The organism is Caulobacter soli (assembly GCF_011045195.1).
GTDB lineage: Bacteria > Pseudomonadota > Alphaproteobacteria > Caulobacterales > Caulobacteraceae > Caulobacter > Caulobacter soli.
The window spans coordinates 3,561,245-3,578,660 of record NZ_CP049199.1 but is presented as its reverse complement, the minus strand read 5'-3'; the positions used below and the strand labels follow the sequence as shown (position 1 = coordinate 3,578,660).

General features: G+C 69.8%; 9 protein-coding genes and 1 tRNA gene. 5 read left to right on the top strand and 5 right to left on the bottom strand.

What is annotated here, in order from left to right:
• Positions 1-274 precede the first annotated feature (274 nt).
• Together G3M62_RS16750 and G3M62_RS16745 are read left to right on the top strand one after the other, a co-directional pair.
• Positions 275-3,094 (top strand): TonB-dependent receptor, encoded by a 2,820-nt coding sequence (locus tag G3M62_RS16750; protein ID WP_205691875.1) that lies wholly within the window; start codon positions 275-277, stop codon positions 3,092-3,094.
• Between the two features lie 52 nt (positions 3,095-3,146).
• A complete protein-coding gene (locus tag G3M62_RS16745; RefSeq protein WP_165188946.1) occupies positions 3,147-6,311 on the top strand; it encodes an amidohydrolase family protein in 3,165 nt (1,054 codons plus the stop codon).
• A gap of 4 nt (positions 6,312-6,315) precedes the next feature.
• Here the strand turns inward: G3M62_RS16745 and paoC are convergent, their stop codons facing one another.
• Genes paoC through paoA form a run of 3 tightly spaced genes read right to left on the bottom strand, consistent with a single transcriptional unit; the run spans position 6,316 to position 10,092 of the window.
• Positions 6,316-8,514 (bottom strand): aldehyde oxidoreductase molybdenum-binding subunit PaoC, encoded by a 2,199-nt coding sequence (paoC, locus tag G3M62_RS16740; protein WP_165188944.1) that lies wholly within the window; start codon positions 8,512-8,514, stop codon positions 6,316-6,318.
• A gap of 4 nt (positions 8,515-8,518) precedes the next feature.
• The gene (locus tag G3M62_RS16735) at positions 8,519-9,469 is read right to left on the bottom strand and encodes an FAD binding domain-containing protein (protein ID WP_165188942.1); all 951 of its coding nucleotides are present in this window, start codon (positions 9,467-9,469) and stop codon (positions 8,519-8,521) included.
• Entirely contained in the window at positions 9,466-10,092 is a 627-nt protein-coding gene (paoA, locus tag G3M62_RS16730) for an aldehyde dehydrogenase iron-sulfur subunit PaoA (protein WP_165188940.1), read from the bottom strand. Before paoA ends, G3M62_RS16735 begins: the two co-directional genes overlap by 4 nt.
• 350 nt (positions 10,093-10,442) lie before the next feature.
• Here paoA and G3M62_RS16725 point away from each other — a divergent pair, with 350 nt between their 5' ends.
• Positions 10,443-14,330, top strand: coding sequence for an autotransporter outer membrane beta-barrel domain-containing protein (locus tag G3M62_RS16725; protein ID WP_165188938.1), 3,888 nt, complete (start codon positions 10,443-10,445; stop codon positions 14,328-14,330).
• Positions 14,331-14,394: 64 nt separating this feature from the next.
• Here the strand turns inward: G3M62_RS16725 and G3M62_RS16720 are convergent.
• Positions 14,395-14,469: transfer RNA gene (locus tag G3M62_RS16720), tRNA-Val, on the bottom strand.
• A 45-nt stretch (positions 14,470-14,514) separates the two neighbouring features.
• A complete protein-coding gene (gene gph, locus G3M62_RS16715) occupies positions 14,515-15,240 on the bottom strand; it encodes a phosphoglycolate phosphatase (RefSeq protein WP_165188936.1) in 726 nt (241 codons plus the stop codon).
• A 69-nt stretch (positions 15,241-15,309) separates the two neighbouring features.
• Between gph and glmU the strand changes: the two genes are divergently transcribed.
• Positions 15,310-16,695 carry a bifunctional UDP-N-acetylglucosamine diphosphorylase/glucosamine-1-phosphate N-acetyltransferase GlmU gene (gene glmU, locus G3M62_RS16710; protein ID WP_165188934.1) on the top strand — a complete coding sequence of 462 codons (1,386 nt, stop codon included), beginning with the start codon at positions 15,310-15,312 and terminating at the stop codon, positions 16,693-16,695.
• Complete coding sequence (rpiA, locus tag G3M62_RS16705; protein ID WP_165188932.1) at positions 16,692-17,372, top strand: ribose-5-phosphate isomerase RpiA; 681 nt, start codon at positions 16,692-16,694, stop codon at positions 17,370-17,372. Before glmU ends, rpiA begins: the two co-directional genes overlap by 4 nt.
• Positions 17,373-17,416: the final 44 nt, after the last annotated feature.

Here is a 17,416-nt window from a genome sequence, read left to right as displayed (position 1 = left end):
CGATTGCGTCGACCTATTCTCCTCCATCTTTCAGATGGGGGTGTTCATGAAAGTTCCTACAAGTTGGTTCTCGACGGAAAAGACTTCCGTCGCGGCGAACAGTCCTGCCGACACGCATGCGAAACGGGCGCCGGGCGTCGAAGCTGGCGCAAAAGCGGGCGTGTTGAGCCGTGAGCGGACCAATCCGAGGTCCGCCCGCCGGAAAATCGGCTCCGGCGCCTCGTCCTGTCATGAGGCCGCGTCTGGCGCGCCTCGGTACGATGGGGGATTGTCGATGCGTGATTGGACGAACCGTTCCGCCCGGCGGAGGCTGCTCTGCGCGGCCTCGGCCGTTCTGGCGTTGAGCACGAGCACCGCCCTGGCCCAGGCCATGCCTTTCAAGATCGACGCCCAGCCGGCGGCGGCGGGCATCCGCCAGTTCGCCCGGCAGGCCGGCGTGCAGATCCTGGTCCAGTCCGACGCCGCCCAGGGCCGTCGCACCGCGCCGGTGCGCGGGGCCCTGCCGGTCGATCGCGCTCTTGAACAGCTGCTGGCCGGCACCGGCCTGACAGTCGTCTCCAACGACGGCAAGACCATCATCCTGGCCCCGCCGCGCACCGGTCTTATCCGGACGGGATGGTCGGGCGGCGGCGGCGCGCTGGCCGCTGCGCCCGAGCCCGCCCCGCCACCGTCGCCGCCGAAGCCTGAAGAGCCCAGCGTGATGGAGGAGCTGATCGTCACCGGCACGCGCTCGACCTCGCGCACGGTCACCGAGAGCATGGCGCCGATCGACGTGATCTCGGCCGCCGAACTGACCAAGAGCGGCAAGCAGTCGACGCGCGACCTGATCTCGAGCCTGGTGCCGTCGGCCAACACCTCCAACAGCGGCGCGGGCGCCAGCTTCGCGATCAAGACCGTGTCGCTGCGCGGCCTGTCGGCCGACCAGACCCTGGTGCTGGTCGACGGCAAGCGTCGGCACAACACCGCCATCCTGTTCGTCAACGGCACCACCCAGAACGGCCAGTCGCCGCCTGACCTGGACCTGATCCCGTCGGCCGCGATCGAGCGCATCGAGGTGCTGCGCGACGGCGCCTCGGCCCAGTACGGCTCGGACGCCCTGGCCGGCGTGATCAACGTCATCCTCAAGAAGAGCCCGGAAGGCGGCTCGATGAGCGCCCTCTACGGCAAGACCGCCGAGGGCGACGGCGAGACCGGCCAGTTCTCCGGCAATATCGGCCTGAAGCTGGGCGAGTCCGGCTATCTGAACCTGACCGGCGACGTGCGCATCACCGATCCGACCGATCGGGGCGACCTGACGCCCAACACCACCCAGATGTACTTCCCGCGCAACGCCCTGGGACAGCCGGTGAGGGTGGGCACGGCGGGCTCGACCCCGGATCCGCGCGAGGCCACGGCCAATCGCCACACCAGCCATCCGGGTTCGCCCCAGGTTCAGCTGTTCTCGCTGGGCTACAGCGCCGGCTCGCCGATCACCGACGACATCGACCTCTATTCGTTCGGCACCTTCTCCAGCCGCAACACCGCCGCCTGGCTGACCTATCGCAACCCCAACGCCAGCAACAACATCACGGCGGTCAATCCCGACGGCTATACGCCGCGCCTGTTCCTGAAGGATCGCGACTTCCAGGTGGCCGTCGGCGCCAAGGGCTCGAACCTGCTGGGCTTCGACTGGGACCTGTCCTCGACCTTCAGCCGCGACGCCGTCGACTACTATGAGAACTCGCTGAACGCCTCCCTCGGCCCGGCCAGCCCGACCTACTTCTACATCGGCGCCCTGAACTTCCAGGAATGGACCAGCAACCTGGACCTGACGCGCGAGGTCGACACCGGCCTGTTCGCCGCGCCGATGTTCGTGGCGGGCGGCCTGGAATATCGCGACGACAAGTTCGAGATCGTGGCGGGCGAGCCGGCGTCCTACGTCAACGGCGGTTATGTCGCCCCGGCCGGCAGCCCCCAGGCGGGCGTCGTCTTCGCCGGCGGCTCCCAGGGCGTGACGGGCTTCCCGCCGTTCTCGGCCGGCGCGTTCTCGCGCGACAACGTCTCGGCCTATCTGAACGTCGAGCAGAAGGTGACCGACAAGCTGGAGTTCGCCCTGGCCGGCCGCTTCGAGCACTATTCGGACTTCGGCAACGCCAAGACCTTCAAGCTGTCCAGCCGCTACGCGATCCTGCCCCGGCTGGCGATCCGGGGCACGGCCAGCACGGGCTTCCGGGCGCCGTCGCTGCAGCAGCAGCACTACGCCTCGTCCAGCACCATCGGCGTGATCGTGCCGCCGGCCACGACCACCCAGCTCTATCCGGTGCAACTGCTACCGCCGGACAACCCCGCCGCCATCGCCCTGGGCGCCAAGCCGCTGCGTCCCGAGAAGTCGGTCAACTATTCGGTCGGCCTGGTGGCCCAGCCGATCTCGCGGATGAACGTCACGCTGGACGTCTATCAGATCAAGATCGACAACCGCATCCTGCAGAGCGGCACGCTGGGGCCCAACGCGGCGGTCAGCAACGCCCTGGCCAGCCAGGGTCTGAACCCGCAGCAGGCGGCGTTCTATTACGGCAACTTCGCCGACACCAAGACGCGCGGCGTCGACTTCGTGGTCGACTATCGCACCGACATCGGCGACTTCGGCTCGGTGCGCTGGACCCTCTCGGCCAACCACACCAAGAACGAGTTCACCCGGGTGGTCCAGCCGCCGGCGGCCCTGGCCGCGGCCGGCATCGTCTATATCGACCGGGTCAAGATCGGCGACCTGACGGTGGGCACGCCCAAGGACAAGTTCATCCTGGGCGCGGACTGGACCCTCGGGAAGTTCGACACCAACCTGCGCCTGACCCGCTACGGCGAGGTCATCCAGCGCAGCACCCTGCCGGCCAACGACGAGGTCGTCAGCCCCAAGCTGATCGTCGACCTGGATCTGAGCTACGCGGCGACCGAGAACATCACCGTCAGCGTCGGAGCCAACAACCTGCTGGACGCCTATCCCGACAGCGTTCGCGCCGCCAACCGCGGCACGCCCGCCTTCGCCTACTACAACCAGTACTCCCCGTACGGGATCAGCGGCGGCTTCTACTACGCCCGCGTCGCCGCCCGGTTCTAGGCCTGCCGCCGGCCCGGGCGCGTCCCGGGCCGGTCCTCCCCTGGAGTTCACGATGACCAAGAGTTCCTCGCGCGGCGTCAGCCGCCGCCGGCTTTTCTCGATCGGCGGCGGGGTGATCGCCGCCTCGGGCGTCGCCTCCCTGATGCCGCCTGGAGCGCAGGCGGCCGACCAGCCGCTGGCCGCCGACACCCGCATGGTCACCGCGACCGAGGGCACAAACATCTGCGCGGTCGTCTCGCCCGACGGCAAGACCGTGGCCTTCGACGTCTACGCCATGCTGTGGCTGATCCCGATCGAAGGCGGCCCGGCCCGGCGGCTGACCGAAGAGCTCTTCGAGATCGCCCAGCCCGACTGGTCGCCGGACGGCAAGACCATCGCCTTCCAGTCCTATCGCGACGGCAATTTCCACGTCTGGACGATCGGCGCCGACGGGGCGGGGCTGAAGCAGTTGACCAAGGGCGCCTTCGACTGCCGCGAGCCGCGCTGGTCGCCGGACGGCAAGACGATCGCCTTCTCGTCCGATCGCGGCGGGCGCTACGGCGTCCACCTGCTGAATGTCGCCAATGGTGAGATCGCCGCCTTCAGTTCGGGACCGACCGACGAGTTCGAACCGTCCTGGTCGCCGGACGGCAAGGCCATCGCCTTCACGGTCGACAAGGTCCGCATCGACGTCCAGGGCCTGGACGGGACGCGACGGACGGTGGCCAAGGTCAAGGCCTCGGCCGACCGGTTCAACGCCGCCTCGCTGTCCAGCCCGGCCTTCACGCTGGACGGCCAGGACGTGGTCTTCACCGCCATCGAGAACGGCAAGGCCGAGCTGCGCAACGCCGCCGGCGTGGTGGTGCAGGGCCAGGACGTCTTCCCGTTCCGCGCCTCGTGGCTTGCGTCGGGCGCGTTCCTCTACACCGCCGACGGCCAGATCAAGCGCCGGGCGGCGGACGGGGCGACCACGGTCGTGGCCTTCACCGCCCAGGTTCCGGTGCGTACGCCACGCTACACCAAGAAGAGCCGCGACTTCCTGTCGGCCAAGACCCGACCTGTCATCGGGATCGGCAGTCCGGCCCTGTCGCCCGACGGCCGCCAGGTGGCGTTCCGAGCGCTCAACGACCTCTACCTCCTCGACCTCGGCGGCGGTCCAGCCAAGGCTCTGACGAAGGACGCCTTCAGCAAGGTCGACCCGGCCTGGTCGCCAGACGGCAAGACCTTGGCCTATTCGACCGACAAGGGCGGGTCGCTGGACATCTGGCTGCGCGACATGGCCAGCGGCGCGAGCCGGCAGCTGACCCATTTCGACGGGGCGGCGGTGTCGAGCGCCTGGTCGCGCGACGGCAAGTCGATCGCCTTCCTCAGCCAGAACGGCGGGCTGTTCACAGCCGACGCGGCGACTGGCGAAACCCGCCGCCTCTATGGCGACCTCTGGGAGCCGGGCAAGCCCACCTGGGGACCGGGCGACAAGACCATCGCCTACGCTGCCTTCAAGCCCTATTCGGCCCGCTTCCGCGAAGGGCTCAGCGAGATCCTGACCGTCGACGTGGCCAGCGGCAAGGGGACCTACGCCCCGATCCTGCCCGACCGCTCGCTGGGCACGCGCGGCGACGACGGCCCGGTCTGGTCGCCGGACGGCAAGTCGTTGGCCTACGTGTTCGCCAGCCGCCTGCACCTGTCGTCGGTGGACGAGACCGGCAAGTTGCTGGGCCCGCCCAGGCCGCTGAACGACGAGGTCACCGACGCCGTCGGCTGGAGCGGCGACGGCAAGAGCCTGATCTACATCTCCGCCGGTCAGCTGAAGCTGATCTCGGCCGCCGGCGGCGCGCCCAGGTTCGTGCCGCACGGCCTGACCTGGGCCAATGTCCGGCCCAAGGGACGGATGGTGGTCCGCGCCGCCCGCCTGTGGGACGGCAAGTCGCCGACCCTGCGCGAGAATGTCGATGTCCTGATCTCCGACGGCCGCATCGCCGGCGTCGCCCCGCGCGGCGAGGTGGCGAGCGACGTGAAGGTCATCGACGCGCCGACCGGTACGGTGATGCCCGGCCTGATCGACATGCACACCCATCGCCAGATGCAGGGCTACGGCTATGGCGACCGGGAAGGGCGGCTGTGGCTGTCGCTGGGGGTGACCACCACCCGCTCGCCCGGCGGTCCGGCCTATCACACGGTCGAGGACCAGGAGGCGATCGAGTCCGGCAGGCGGATCGGCCCGCGGTACTACGCCACCGGCGAGGCGATCGACGGCTCGCGGATCTTCTACAACTTCATGCGGCCGGTCACCGAGCCGGGCCAGATGGCGCTGGAGATGAAGCGGGCCGAGGCGCTGTCCTACGACCTGATCAAGACCTATGTCCGCCTGTCGGGCGAGCGCCAGAAGGAGGTCATCGCCTGGGCCCACGCCAAGGGCCTGCCGCTGACCTCGCACTACCACTATCCGGCCCTGGCGCTGGGCATGGACGGCATGGAGCACCTGGGCGCGACCAGCCGCACCGGCTATTCGCGCACGGTCAGCGCGCTGGGCAACATCTATCAGGACGTCAACGTCGCCTTCGTGGCCAGCAAGGCGGCGCGCACGCCGACCCTGTTCACCTCGACGGCCCTGCTGGGCGAGGACCGCTCGCTGGTCGACGATCCACGCATCCAGGCGCTGTATCCGCCGTGGGAATACGCCCGGCTGCTGGAACGCGCCAAGCAGATGGCGGCCATGGATCGCACGCCGATCCTGGCCTCGCTGGAGCGCAACGTCGCCGAGCTGGTCCGTACCGTTAGGGCGGGCGGCCGGATCACCTCCGGCACGGACTCGCCGATCGACTTCAACGCCGTCAGCCTGCACATGAACCTGCGGGCCATGGTCCGCTACGGCATGACGCCGTACGAGGCCCTGGTCACCGCCACCAGCGCTTCGGGCGAGTATCTGGACGAGCCGCTGGGATCGATCGCGACGGGAAACTACGCCGACCTGGTGCTGGTCGACGGCGATCCGCTGGCCCGGATCGAGGACGCCGCCAAGGTGACCCAGGTGATCAAGCACGGCGAGGTCTATTCGGTCGCCGACCTGATCGGTCCGTTCGCTGGCCACGCCCAACATGCAGCCCTGGGCGGACGCCGCTTCGTCTGCGACGCCTCGCCCGAATACTGGTGGCACGAGCCCGACTTCCTGGCCAACGCGCGGGCCTCGTGCTGCGACGGCGCTTGCGGGTTCGCGCCCGCCTTCAGCCTGCAGGTCTAGGCGTTCAGGCGATCATCGGCATCTTGTCGAGCAGCTTGTCCAGGGTGACGGGGTAGTCGCGGACGCGCACGCCGGTGGCGTTGTGGATCGCGTTGGCGACAGCGGCGGCGACGCCGCAGATGCCCAGCTCCCCGACGCCCTTGGCCTTCATCGGCGACGACATCGGATCGGTCTCGTCCAGGAAGATCACCTCCTGGTGCGGGATGTCGGCGTGCACCGGCACCTCGTAGCCCGCCAGGTCGTGGTTGACGAAGAAGCCGATGCGCTTGTCGACGACAAGCTCCTCCATCAGGGCCGCGCCGGCGCCCATGGTCATGGCGCCGATCACCTGGCTGCGGGCGGACTTGGGATTGAGGATCCGGCCAGCGGCGCAGACGGCCAGCATCCGGCGCACGCGGATCTCGGCCGTGAAGGCGTCGACGCCGACCTCGACGAAGTGGCCGCCGAAGGTCGACTGCTGGTGGGTCTTGGCCAGGTCGCCGTAGGTCATGGTGTCCTCGGCGACGATGGGCCCGCTCGCCGCGGCCTGGGTCAGGGGCAGGCTCTGGTTGCCGAGCTTCACCCGGCCGTCCGAGAATTCGGCCGTGGCCGGGTCCAGGCCCAGCTTGGTGGCTGCCGCCTCGCGCAGCTTCACGCAGGCCGCGTAGACCCCTGCCGTCGAGCTGTTGGCGCCCCACTGGCCGCCGGAGCCGGCCGAGACCGGGAAGGTCGAGTCGCCCAGCCGGACCTCGACCCGGTGCAGGGGCACGCCCATCATCTCGGCGGCGGTCTGGGCGATGATCGTGTAGGTGCCGGTGCCGATGTCGGTCATGTCGGCCTCGACGACGATCTGGCCCGAGGTTTCCAGCCGCACGCGGGCCGCTGACTTCATCACCAGGTTGTTGCGGAAGGCCGCCGCCACGCCCATGCCGACCAGCCAGCGACCGTCGCGCACTTGGCCCGGTCGCGCGGCGCGCTTGGACCAGCCGAACCTGTCGGCGCCGGTGCGCAGGCATTCGACCAACTGGCGTTGCGAGAACGGTCGGCTGGGCTTTTCCGGATCCACCTGGGTGTCGTTGAGGATGCGGAATTCGACCGGGTCGAGGTTCAGCTTTTCGGCCATCTCGTCGATGGCGATCTCCAGCGCCATCAGCCCGGGCGCCTCGCCCGGGGCGCGCATGGCGTTGCCTTCGGGCAGGTCCAGCGTGGCCAGGCGCATGCGGGTCATGCGGTTCTCGCCGGCATAGAGCAGGCGGGTCTGCTGGACGGCCGTCTCCAGGCCGCCGCCAGGCAGGTCGCCCGACCAGCTCTCATGGCCGATGGCCGTGATCTTGCCGTCCTTGGTCGCGCCCAGGCGGACGCGCTGGATGGTGGCCGGCCGGTGGGTGGTGTTGTTGAACATCAGCGGCCGCTGCAGAGCGACCTTCACCGGACGTCCCGCCGCCTTGGCGCCCAGGGCGGCCAGGATCGCGTCGGCCCGCACGAAAAGCTTGCCGCCGAAGCCGCCGCCGATGAAGGGCGAGACCAGGCGCACGTCCTCCTTCTTCATCCCCAGTGTCTTGGCCACGTCGCCCGCGCCCCAGGCGATCATCTGGTTCGAGGTCCACAGGGTCAGCTTGTCGCCCTTCCAGGCCGCGATCGAGGCGTGCGGCTCCATCATGGCGTGGGCGTGGTCGGGGGTGGTGTAGGTCTCGTCCAACTGGACCGGCGCGGCCGCGAAGGCGGCGGCGAAGTCGCCGACGGCGGTGTCGGGACTGTCCTTCTCGGGCTTGGTCGCCGCGTCCTTGGCCGAGGCCAGGTCGAAGCTCCCCTTGGCGCGGGCGTAGTCGATCTTGATCAGGGCGGCGGCGGCGCGGGCCTGCTCGAAGGTCTGGGCCACCACCAGGGCGACGGCCTGGTGGTAGTGTTGGATCTCCGGACCGCCCAGCAGGTCGGCGGTGTTGAAGTCGCCCTTGGTCAGCTTGCCGGCGCTCGTGGCCGTGACGATGGCCAGCACGCCGGGCGCGGCCTTGGCGCGGCCGAGGTCCATCGCCGCGATCCGGCCCTTGGCCACGGCCGCGCCCAGCACATAGCCGTAGGCGATGTCGGGCAGGGCGTCGTGGCGCTCATAGGCGTAGGGCGCGGTTCCCGTCGTCTTCAGGGGGCCGTCGATCCGGTCGGTCGGCTTGCCGATGATCTTGAGCTGGTCGATCGGATTGGTGGTGGCGGGCGTGTCGAACTTCATCGGATCAGCCCTTCGCCGAGATCATGGCCGCGCCCAGGGCGCGCTCGGCCAGGGTCAGCTTGAAAGCGTTTTGGGAGGTGGTCTTGGCGCCGGCCAGCAGGGTGTCGCTCACCGCCTTGGCGCCTTGCGGCATGGCCGCCTCGGCGGCTTCGATCCGCCAGGGCTTGTGCGCCACCCCGCCCAGGGCCACGCGGCCCGAGCCGTCCTTCTGGAGGATCGTCGCCACCGAGACGAGGGCGAAGGCGTAGGAGGCCCGGTCGCGCACCTTGTGATAGGCGTGCTGGCCGCCGACCGGCTTGGGCAGGGTCACAGCGGTGATCAGCTCGCCGGGCGCGAGGGCCGTTTCCACATGCGGGGTCTGGCCTGGCAGCCGGTGGAAGTCGGCGATCGGAATGACGCGCGTGGCCCCGTCGGGACGGACCGTCTCGACCTCGGCGTCGAGAATCCGCAGGCCCACGGCCATGTCGCTGGGATGGGTGGCGATGCACGCCTCGCTGGTCCCCAACACCGCCAGCGACCGGGTGAAGCCGCCGATCGCTGAACAGCCCGCGCCCGGCTTGCGCTTATTGCAGGGCATGTTGGTGTCGTAGAAATAGGGGCACCGCGTCCGCTGCAGCAGGTTGCCGGCGGTGGTGGCCTTGTTGCGCAGCTGGCCCGAGGCCCCGGCCAGCAGGGCGCGTGACAGCACGCCGTAGTCCTTGCGCACCCGCTTGTCGGACGCCAGGTCGGTGTTGCGCACCAGGGCGCCGATCCGCAGGCCGCCGTCCCTGGTCGCCTCGATCTTGTCCAGCTTCAGGCCGTTGACGTCGATCAGCCGGTGGGGCGTCTCGATCTCCAGCTTCATCAGGTCCAGCAGGTTGGTGCCGCCGGCGATGAAGCGGGCGGTCGGGTCGCGGGCCACGGCCGCGGCGGCCTCGGCCGGCGTGCGGGCGCGCTCGTAGGCGAAGGCTCTCATGCGGCGCCTCCCGCGACTTCGGTGATGGCCTCGACGATGTTCGAATAGGCCCCGCAGCGACAGATGTTGCCGCTCATCCGCTCTCGCAGTTCGGCCTCGGTGACCTTGGGCGCGTCGGTGAGGTCGGCGGTGACGTGGCTGGGCACGCCGGCCTTGATCTCGTCGAGCACCGCCTTGGCCGAACAGATCTGTCCGGGCGTGCAGTAGCCGCATTGATAGCCGTCGTGCTTGACGAAGGCCGCTTGCAGGGGATGCAGCTTTTCAGGCGTTCCCAGGCCCTCGATCGTGGTGATCTTGTCGCCCTCGTGCATGACGGCCAGGGTCAGGCAGGAATTGATCCGCCGGCCGTCGACGATGACCGTGCAGGCCCCGCACTGGCCATGGTCGCAGCCCTTCTTGGTGCCGGTCAGCTTCAGGTGCTCGCGCAGGGCGTCGAGCAGGGTGGTGCGGGTGTCCAGGTCGAGCGTGCGCTTCTGGCCGTTCACCTCGAAGGCCACCTTGGCGGTGAAGGTGTCCAAACCCGCCGCGTCGGCGGTGGCCGGCGCGCTGGAAATCGTGGCGGCGGCCGCGCCCGTGGCCATCAGGCCGCGGCGCGACAAGGCGAAATCATCCAGATCGAGCATCCCATCCTCCAGGCCTCCGAACGCGCGCCGCTATGTAAGCGGAGGAGCGCCCAGGTGGTTGCGACGCCTGCGTCGCTAAGGCGACGTTAGCGGACATTCCGTCAGCGGATTAGAGGGGCGTCACGGCATGCCCCTATGAAGCGAATTCATCAATCGCACCCTTTCACCCCGCTCGCGCGCGCCTCCCGCTGGGGCGAATTTCCGCCGTTCGGTGGGCAATTCGGTCGATGGGCATGCGATAGGTTGGGTCGCAGTTTCTACCTCAGGTCGCGCGACCTCGTGCGGCGACAGCCTGGGGAGGTCGTGTGTTGGACCATCTTGTGCCGTCCAGGAGGCGGGGCGGGCTCGTCGTGCTCCTCGGAACCACTTCGATCGCGACGTTCGGGTTTGGTGGCCTCGCCCTGGCGCAGACCTGTCCGACACCCGCGGTCGCCAACGGTGCGTCCTGCACCGTGCCGCCGGGAACCATCATCAATGTGACGACCGCCAACGGCGTGGGCGCCAGCGCGTCCGGGACCGGCGGAGCCATCGACGCCAGCGGCGTGACGATCCGCCCGGCGGCCGCGGGCGCCACCGCCGCCCTGGCCCAGAGCGGGGCCGCGATCACGCTGAACAACGCCGTGATCGACACCAATTCGGTGGGAGCGGCGGCGACCAATCAGCGAGGCGCGCGCGCGGTCGGTCTGAACAGCACGATCGCGGCCAATGGCGCCGCGATCGACATGACCACCGCCTCCGGAACCGCCAGCAACATGGTCGGCGTCAGCGCCGAGGATCAGGCGCTGATCGCCCTGAGCGCCACTCGGGTGTCGATGAGCGGCGGCGGCAACGGTACCGGAAACTATGCGCTCCAGGCCGTGGGCGCGGGCAGCCGGATCAGTTTCGTCGGAGGCGAGATCAGCACCAACGCGCGTGGCGCGCTCGGGGTGAGAGCGGTCGACGGCGGTCTCGTGACCCTGTCGGGCGGAACCCAGATCACCACCGCCGGGGCGCAGAACACCACCACCCTGGTGGGCAGCCATGCCCTGATCGCCAGCGGAGCCACCAGCCAGATCACCGGGTCGGGTATCTTCGCCAGCACCTCGGGCACGCTGGCGAACGGCGCACGGGCCGAGCTGGGCGGCAAGGTCGACCTCGTCTCCAGCACCCTGACCACGACCGGGGCCGGAACCACGACGGATCCTTCCGCCGCCGCTCGGGTGGTCAGTGGCGGCCGTTTGACGATGAGCGGAGCGGGCGGCGCGATCACCGCCACCGGCCAGTTCGGCCACGGGCTGTCGGTCCAGGACGCGGGATCGTTGGCCGACATCGGCGACACGGTCTTCACGGTGACCGGCAACCGCGCGATCGGCGCGAACATCACGCTCGGCGGCGAAGCGCGGGTCCGCGACAGCACGATCGTCGCGCCGTCCGCCGTGATCGTCGACGGCGCGGGATCGAAGGCCGCGTTCACCGACAGCGCCATCCGGGCGACCGGCGCGGTCGGCTACGGCATACGGGCCGTGGCGGGCGCGGTCGTCACGGTCTCGGGCGGTTCGATCACCACCGAGCTGCGGGACGCGGCGGGGCTGTTCGCGGCGTCATCGACCGTCACCGCCACGAACGTCGCGGTCCTGACCCTGGGGCCGGACACCGCCATCGGCGTCCTGGCCGACCTGGGCTCGACGATCACCCTGCAGGGCGGGCGGGTCGAGACGCGTGGGGATTCTGTAAGAGCCTCGTCGTATCCGCACGGCCTGACGGCGCGCAATCCCGGCGCCCTGCTGGTCGCCAACGACACCAGCGTGGACACCTATGGCCTGACGGCGATGGGCGCGGTGTCGGACGACGGCGGGTCGCTGCGGCTGACCAACAACGTCATCCATACGCGCGGCGCGGTGTCCCTGGGCCTCTACGCGACCGTGGAGCAGGCCGGAGCGCAGTTCCCCGCCGACGTCACCGGCACGGGCCTGACCGTGACGACCGAGGGGAACGACGCCTACGGCGCCCAGGCCCAGCAGCACTTTCTGGAAGCCCCGGCGACCGTGAATCTCAAGACCAGCACGATCACGACCTCGGGCGCACGGGCGGCGGGCTTGCGGGCGCTGTCGGGCGGGACGGTGGTCGCCGAGCGGACGACGGTCACCACCTCCGGAGCGCTGGCCCACGGCGTCGTGGCCCGCAACGCGCCCAGTTCGGTGACCCTGCGCGACCAGAGCCGGGTCACGACCAGCGGCCCCAGCGCGCACGGCGCCGTGGCCGAGAACGGCGGGCGGGTGGACGCCTTCGGTTCGACCGTGACGGCGAGCGGGACCGGCGCCTCGGGCCTGTTCGTGCTGGGCGAGACCGCGCGCTCGGCGGCCAATCTGAGCGACGGCGGGCTGTCGAACATGTCGGGTCCCACCATCGCCGTGGCCGGGGCGGGGACGATCAGCCTGACCAACATGACCGTCGGCGGTAGCGGCGAGTGGCTGCGCGTCGCCACGATCGACGACTTCGCGCCGATCGCGGGCAGCGAGCCGATCCTGACGGGACCCGCGGACCAGCCCGAGGACGATACGCCCATCGCGCCGCTCTCGATGTCGGCGTTCGCCGCCGCGCCGGCCGCCGTCGCCGGAGCGGCGGTCCTTACGATCAGCGACTCCACGCTCGAGGGCTCGGCCTACACCGCGCCGGGCAGCACCTCGGACGTGACGCTGGCGGCCGACACGACCTGGACCATGACCGGGTCCTCGAACCTGACCAACCTGGCCAACGACGCCAGTTCGATCCTGTTCGCCGCGCCGACGCAGGATGCGGATCAGCTGGCCAGCTACATGACTCTGACCACGGTCAACTACACCGGAGCGGCGGGGCTGATCGGGCTCAACACCTATCTGGGCCACGACGGCTCGCCCTCCGACCGGCTGGTGATCGATGGCGGGGCCGGGACGGGGACATCGTCGCTGCGCATCACGCGCGCGGGCGGCCTGGGCGCGCTGACCCAGGCCGACGGCATCCTGGTGGTGGACGCACGGGGCGGGGCGACCACGGCGACGGATCTGTTCACCTTGGCGGGACCGGTGGTCGCCGGGCCCTACGAGTACGGACTGTTTCGAGGGGGAGCCGGCGCTTCGGACAGCTGGTTCCTGCGATCCAGGCTGGACTGCGCCGCCGCAAACGCGCCTTCGCCGCCGTGTCCGCCGCCGGACCCCACGCCACCGGATCCGACCCCGCCGGACCCGACACCGCCCGACCCGACGCCCACGCCGGACACGCCCGCCTTCATTCGCTCGGAGGTGTCGCTCTATACGGCGCTGCCGGCCTTGGCCCAGCTCTACGGTCGCGCCGCGATCGACACCCTGCACGAGCGGGTCGGCGAGGAAGAGCAGTTGCGCGGGCGCCAGCAGCCGGATGACGACGAGACGCTGAACGGCGTCTGGGGGCGGATCATGGCCATCGGCGGTCGCCGTGATGGCGACAGCCGGGGGATCTATGGCGATCGCGGTCCGCGCATGAACTACCAGCTCTACGCCCTGCAGGCGGGCGTGGACCTCTATCGACGCGAGGACGAGGACGGGATCCGCGACCATGCCGGCGTCTACGGCGCGTTTGGTCGGGCCAAGGGCAAGGTTCGCAACTGGGACGGCCAGGTCGCCGGCCGCGATCAGGTCGACGCCTGGTCGCTGGGCGCCTACTGGACCCGGTTCTGGGAGAAGGGGGCCTATCTGGACGGGGTGGTCCAGTTCACCTGGTTCGACGCCAAGGCCCAATCGGTCCGGCTGCCGGCGCTGAAGGGCGACGCCAAGGCCTTGGCGCTATCCCTGGAAGGCGGCAAGCCGTTCCATCAGAAGCACGACTGGATCATCGAGCCGCAGGCGCAGCTGATCTACCAGCACTTCCACGGCGGCAAGGGGCGGGACGAGGGCGGACCGGTGCGGTTCGACCAGACCGACAGCCTGGTCGGCCGCCTGGGCGCGCGCGTGGCCCGCACCTGGCTTCGCGAGACCGACGGCGGCGAGACGCGCCTGACCACGGGGTGGGGGCGTCTGAACCTGTGGCACGAGTTCCTCGACCAGCCCAAGACGACCTTCCAGACCGAAGACGCCGACATCTCCTTCCTGGCCGACACCGGCGAGACCTGGCTGGAACTGAACGGCGGCCTGACCCGTCAGATGTCCGACCGCTCGGTGCTCTATTTCAACGCATCTTACAGCTGGGATCTCGACGGCCGGGGATACGGCTATTCCGGCAAGCTCGGCGTGCGGTTCAACTGGTGAGCCGGCGAGCGACGGAGCCGCCACCAAGCGGCGCGGTATAATTGCCTGAAATCTAGGTGGAAAATGGTGGATGCTGCAGGGATTGAACCTGCGACCCCCTCGGTGTGAACGAGGTGCTCTCCCGCTGAGCTAAGCATCCGCCGTGTCGGTGAGGTTCGAAGACCTCGCCGCGAGAGGGACGGGCCTATAGCCCGGCGTTTTCGGGGGCGCAAGAGGTCAAAAGCGCGATGCAGGCCGAAGGCACGTCGGAGAACGCATCTATCAACAGATCTCCGCCCAGGGTCTCAACCGGGGCTTCGGTGTAGCCGAAGGTCACCAGCAGGGTCGGGACGTTGGCGGCCTTGGCGGCCAGGGCGTCGTTGATGCTGTCGCCGACCATCACGGCGCGAGCCGGATCGCCGCCGACGGCCGCGATCGTCGCCAGCACATGGCGCGGATCGGGCTTGGGGGCGGGGGCGCTGTCGGCGCCGACCACGGCGTCGAAATATTGCGTCAGGTCCAGGGCGTCGAGCAGGGCGACCGACAGGTGGGTCAGCTTGTTGGTGCAGACGGCCAGCTTGGCGCCGGCGGCGCGCAGGGCGAGCAGGGCGTCGACCACGCCGGGGAAGGGCGCGCTCTCGTGGGCGATGCGGCCCAGATAGAGGGCGATGAAGCGCTCGACCAGGGCCGGGGCGCTGTCGGCGTCCAGCGGCGCGCCGGCGGCCGCGAAGCCGCGCTCCAGCAGGGCCTTGGCGCCGCGCCCGACCATCTTGCGCACGTCGTCGAACGGCAGGGGCGGCAGGCCTTCCTCGGCGAGGATGATGTTCAGCGAGGCCACGAGGTCCGGCGCGGTGTCGACCAGGGTGCCGTCGAGGTCGAAGGCGATCGTGGCGCCGTTGAGTGTGTCGTTCGTCGCGTTCTGGGCATGCATGGCTCTGGCCTTTCGGCTAAACGCGCGGCTAATGCAACTTTGGTCCGTGCTTCGGGAGTCGCTTCGCCCATGACCAGTCCTGCTTCTTCGCCCGCGCCTGCTTCGGGTCGAGCCCGCGCCGCCGTCATCCTGGCCGCCGGCCAGGGCACGCGGATGAAATCGCCGACCCCCAAGGTGCTGCACAGGATCGGCGGGCGGACGATGCTGGATCACGCGATCGACACCGCGCAGGGCCTTGGCTGCGAGCGGATCGTGGTGGTGGTCGGCGCCCATAGCCCGCAGGTCGGCGAGCACGCCCGCAAGCGCCTGGGGCAGGACGCGACCGTGGTTCAGGACCCGCCGCTGGGCACCGGTCACGCCGTGCTGGCCGCCCGCGAGGCCCTGGCCGATTTCGACGGCGACGTGGTGATCACCTATGCCGACTGCCCGCTGCTGAGCGCCCCGACCATCGAGCCGCTGTTCGCGGTGCGCGACAAGGGGGCGGACGTGGCGGTGCTGGGCTTCGAGGCCGCCAACCCCACCGGCTATGGCCGCCTGATCCTGACGCCCGGCCACGTGCTGCTGCGCATCGTCGAGGAGAAGGAAGCCGACGACACGGTCAAGCAGGTCAAGCACTGCAATTCCGGCGTGCTGGCCGCAGACCGCGCGACCCTGTTCGACCTGCTGTCCCAGGTGCGCAACGACAACGCCAAGGGCGAATACTATCTGACCGACGTGGTGGAGCTGGCCCATGACCGTCAGCTGACCACCCGCGCCGCCTTCGCGCCGGAGGCGGCCGTGCAGGGCGTCAATTCCCAGGGCGAGCTGGCGGCCGCGGAAAGCGTCTGGCAGGGGGCTCGCCGCGCGGCCCTGCTGGTCGAGGGCGTGACCATGCCCGCGCCCGAGACCGTCCACCTGTCGTGGGACACGCAGCTGGCGGCGGGCGTCACGGTCGAACCGTTCGTGGTCTTCGGCCCCGGCGTCAGCGTCGCGAGCGGCGCGGTGATCAAGGCCTTCAGCCATCTGGAAGGCGCCGCCGTGGGCGAAGGAGCCCTGATCGGTCCCTATGCCCGCCTGCGTCCCGGCGCCGAAATCGGTCCGGACGCCCACATCGGCAACTTCGTCGAGGTCAAGAAGGTCAAGGTCGGGGCCGGCGCCAAGGCCAACCACCTGTCCTATCTGGGTGACGGTTCGGTTGGCCCAAAAGCCAATATCGGGGCCGGCACGATCTTCTGTAACTACGATGGCTTCGACAAGTTCGAGACCCACGTCGGCGCCGGGGCCTTCATCGGCTCCAACACCGCCCTGGTCGCCCCTGTCCGGGTCGGCGACGGAGCGATGACCGGCTCGGGCTCGGTGATCACCAAGGACGTCGCCGACGGGGACCTGGCCCTGTCGCGCGCGCCGCAAAGCGACAAGCCGGGTTGGGCGGCCAAGTTCCGCGCCCTCAAGCTGGCCAAGAAGGACAAGAAATGAGCGCCGACGATCAGAAGCGAATTTCGGGCGAAGCCGCCGCCGAGCTGGTCGAGGCCGGCATGGTGGTGGGCCTGGGCACGGGCTCGACGGCCGCCTGGTTCGTGAAGGCCCTGGCCGCGCGCAAGCTGGACATTCGCGGCGTGCCGACCTCGGAGGCCACCGCCAATCTGGCCCGCGAGCTGGGCATCCCGCTGGCGGCGCTGGACGACGTCAAGAGCATCGACCTGACCGTGGATGGCGCCGACGAGGTCGGTCCGGGGCTGTCGCTGATCAAGGGCGGCGGCGCGGCCCTGCTGCGCGAGAAGCTGGTCTGGGAGGCCTCCAAACGCTGCGTGGTCATCGCCGACGCCGCCAAGAAGGTCGACCATCTGGGCAAGTTCCCGCTGCCCATCGAGGTCGTGCGCTTCGGCCATGTCCACACCGGCCACCGCCTGGCCGATATCGCGGCCGAATTCGAGCTGCTGCCGCCGCGCCTGCGCATGGCCGACCGGGGCATCGTGGTCACCGACGGGGGCAACGTGATCTACGACCTGCCGTCGGGCGTGATCGCCGAGCCGGCCGCCCTGGCCGCCGCCCTGAAGACGGTGACGGGCGTGGTCGATCACGGCCTGTTCCTGGATCTGGCGGACGAAGCTCTGCTGGGCACGGACCAAGGGGTGGTCAAGCTGGTCCCTTAGACCCATATCCGCCCTCTTCCGGGCGCACGGCCATGCCGAGCCCG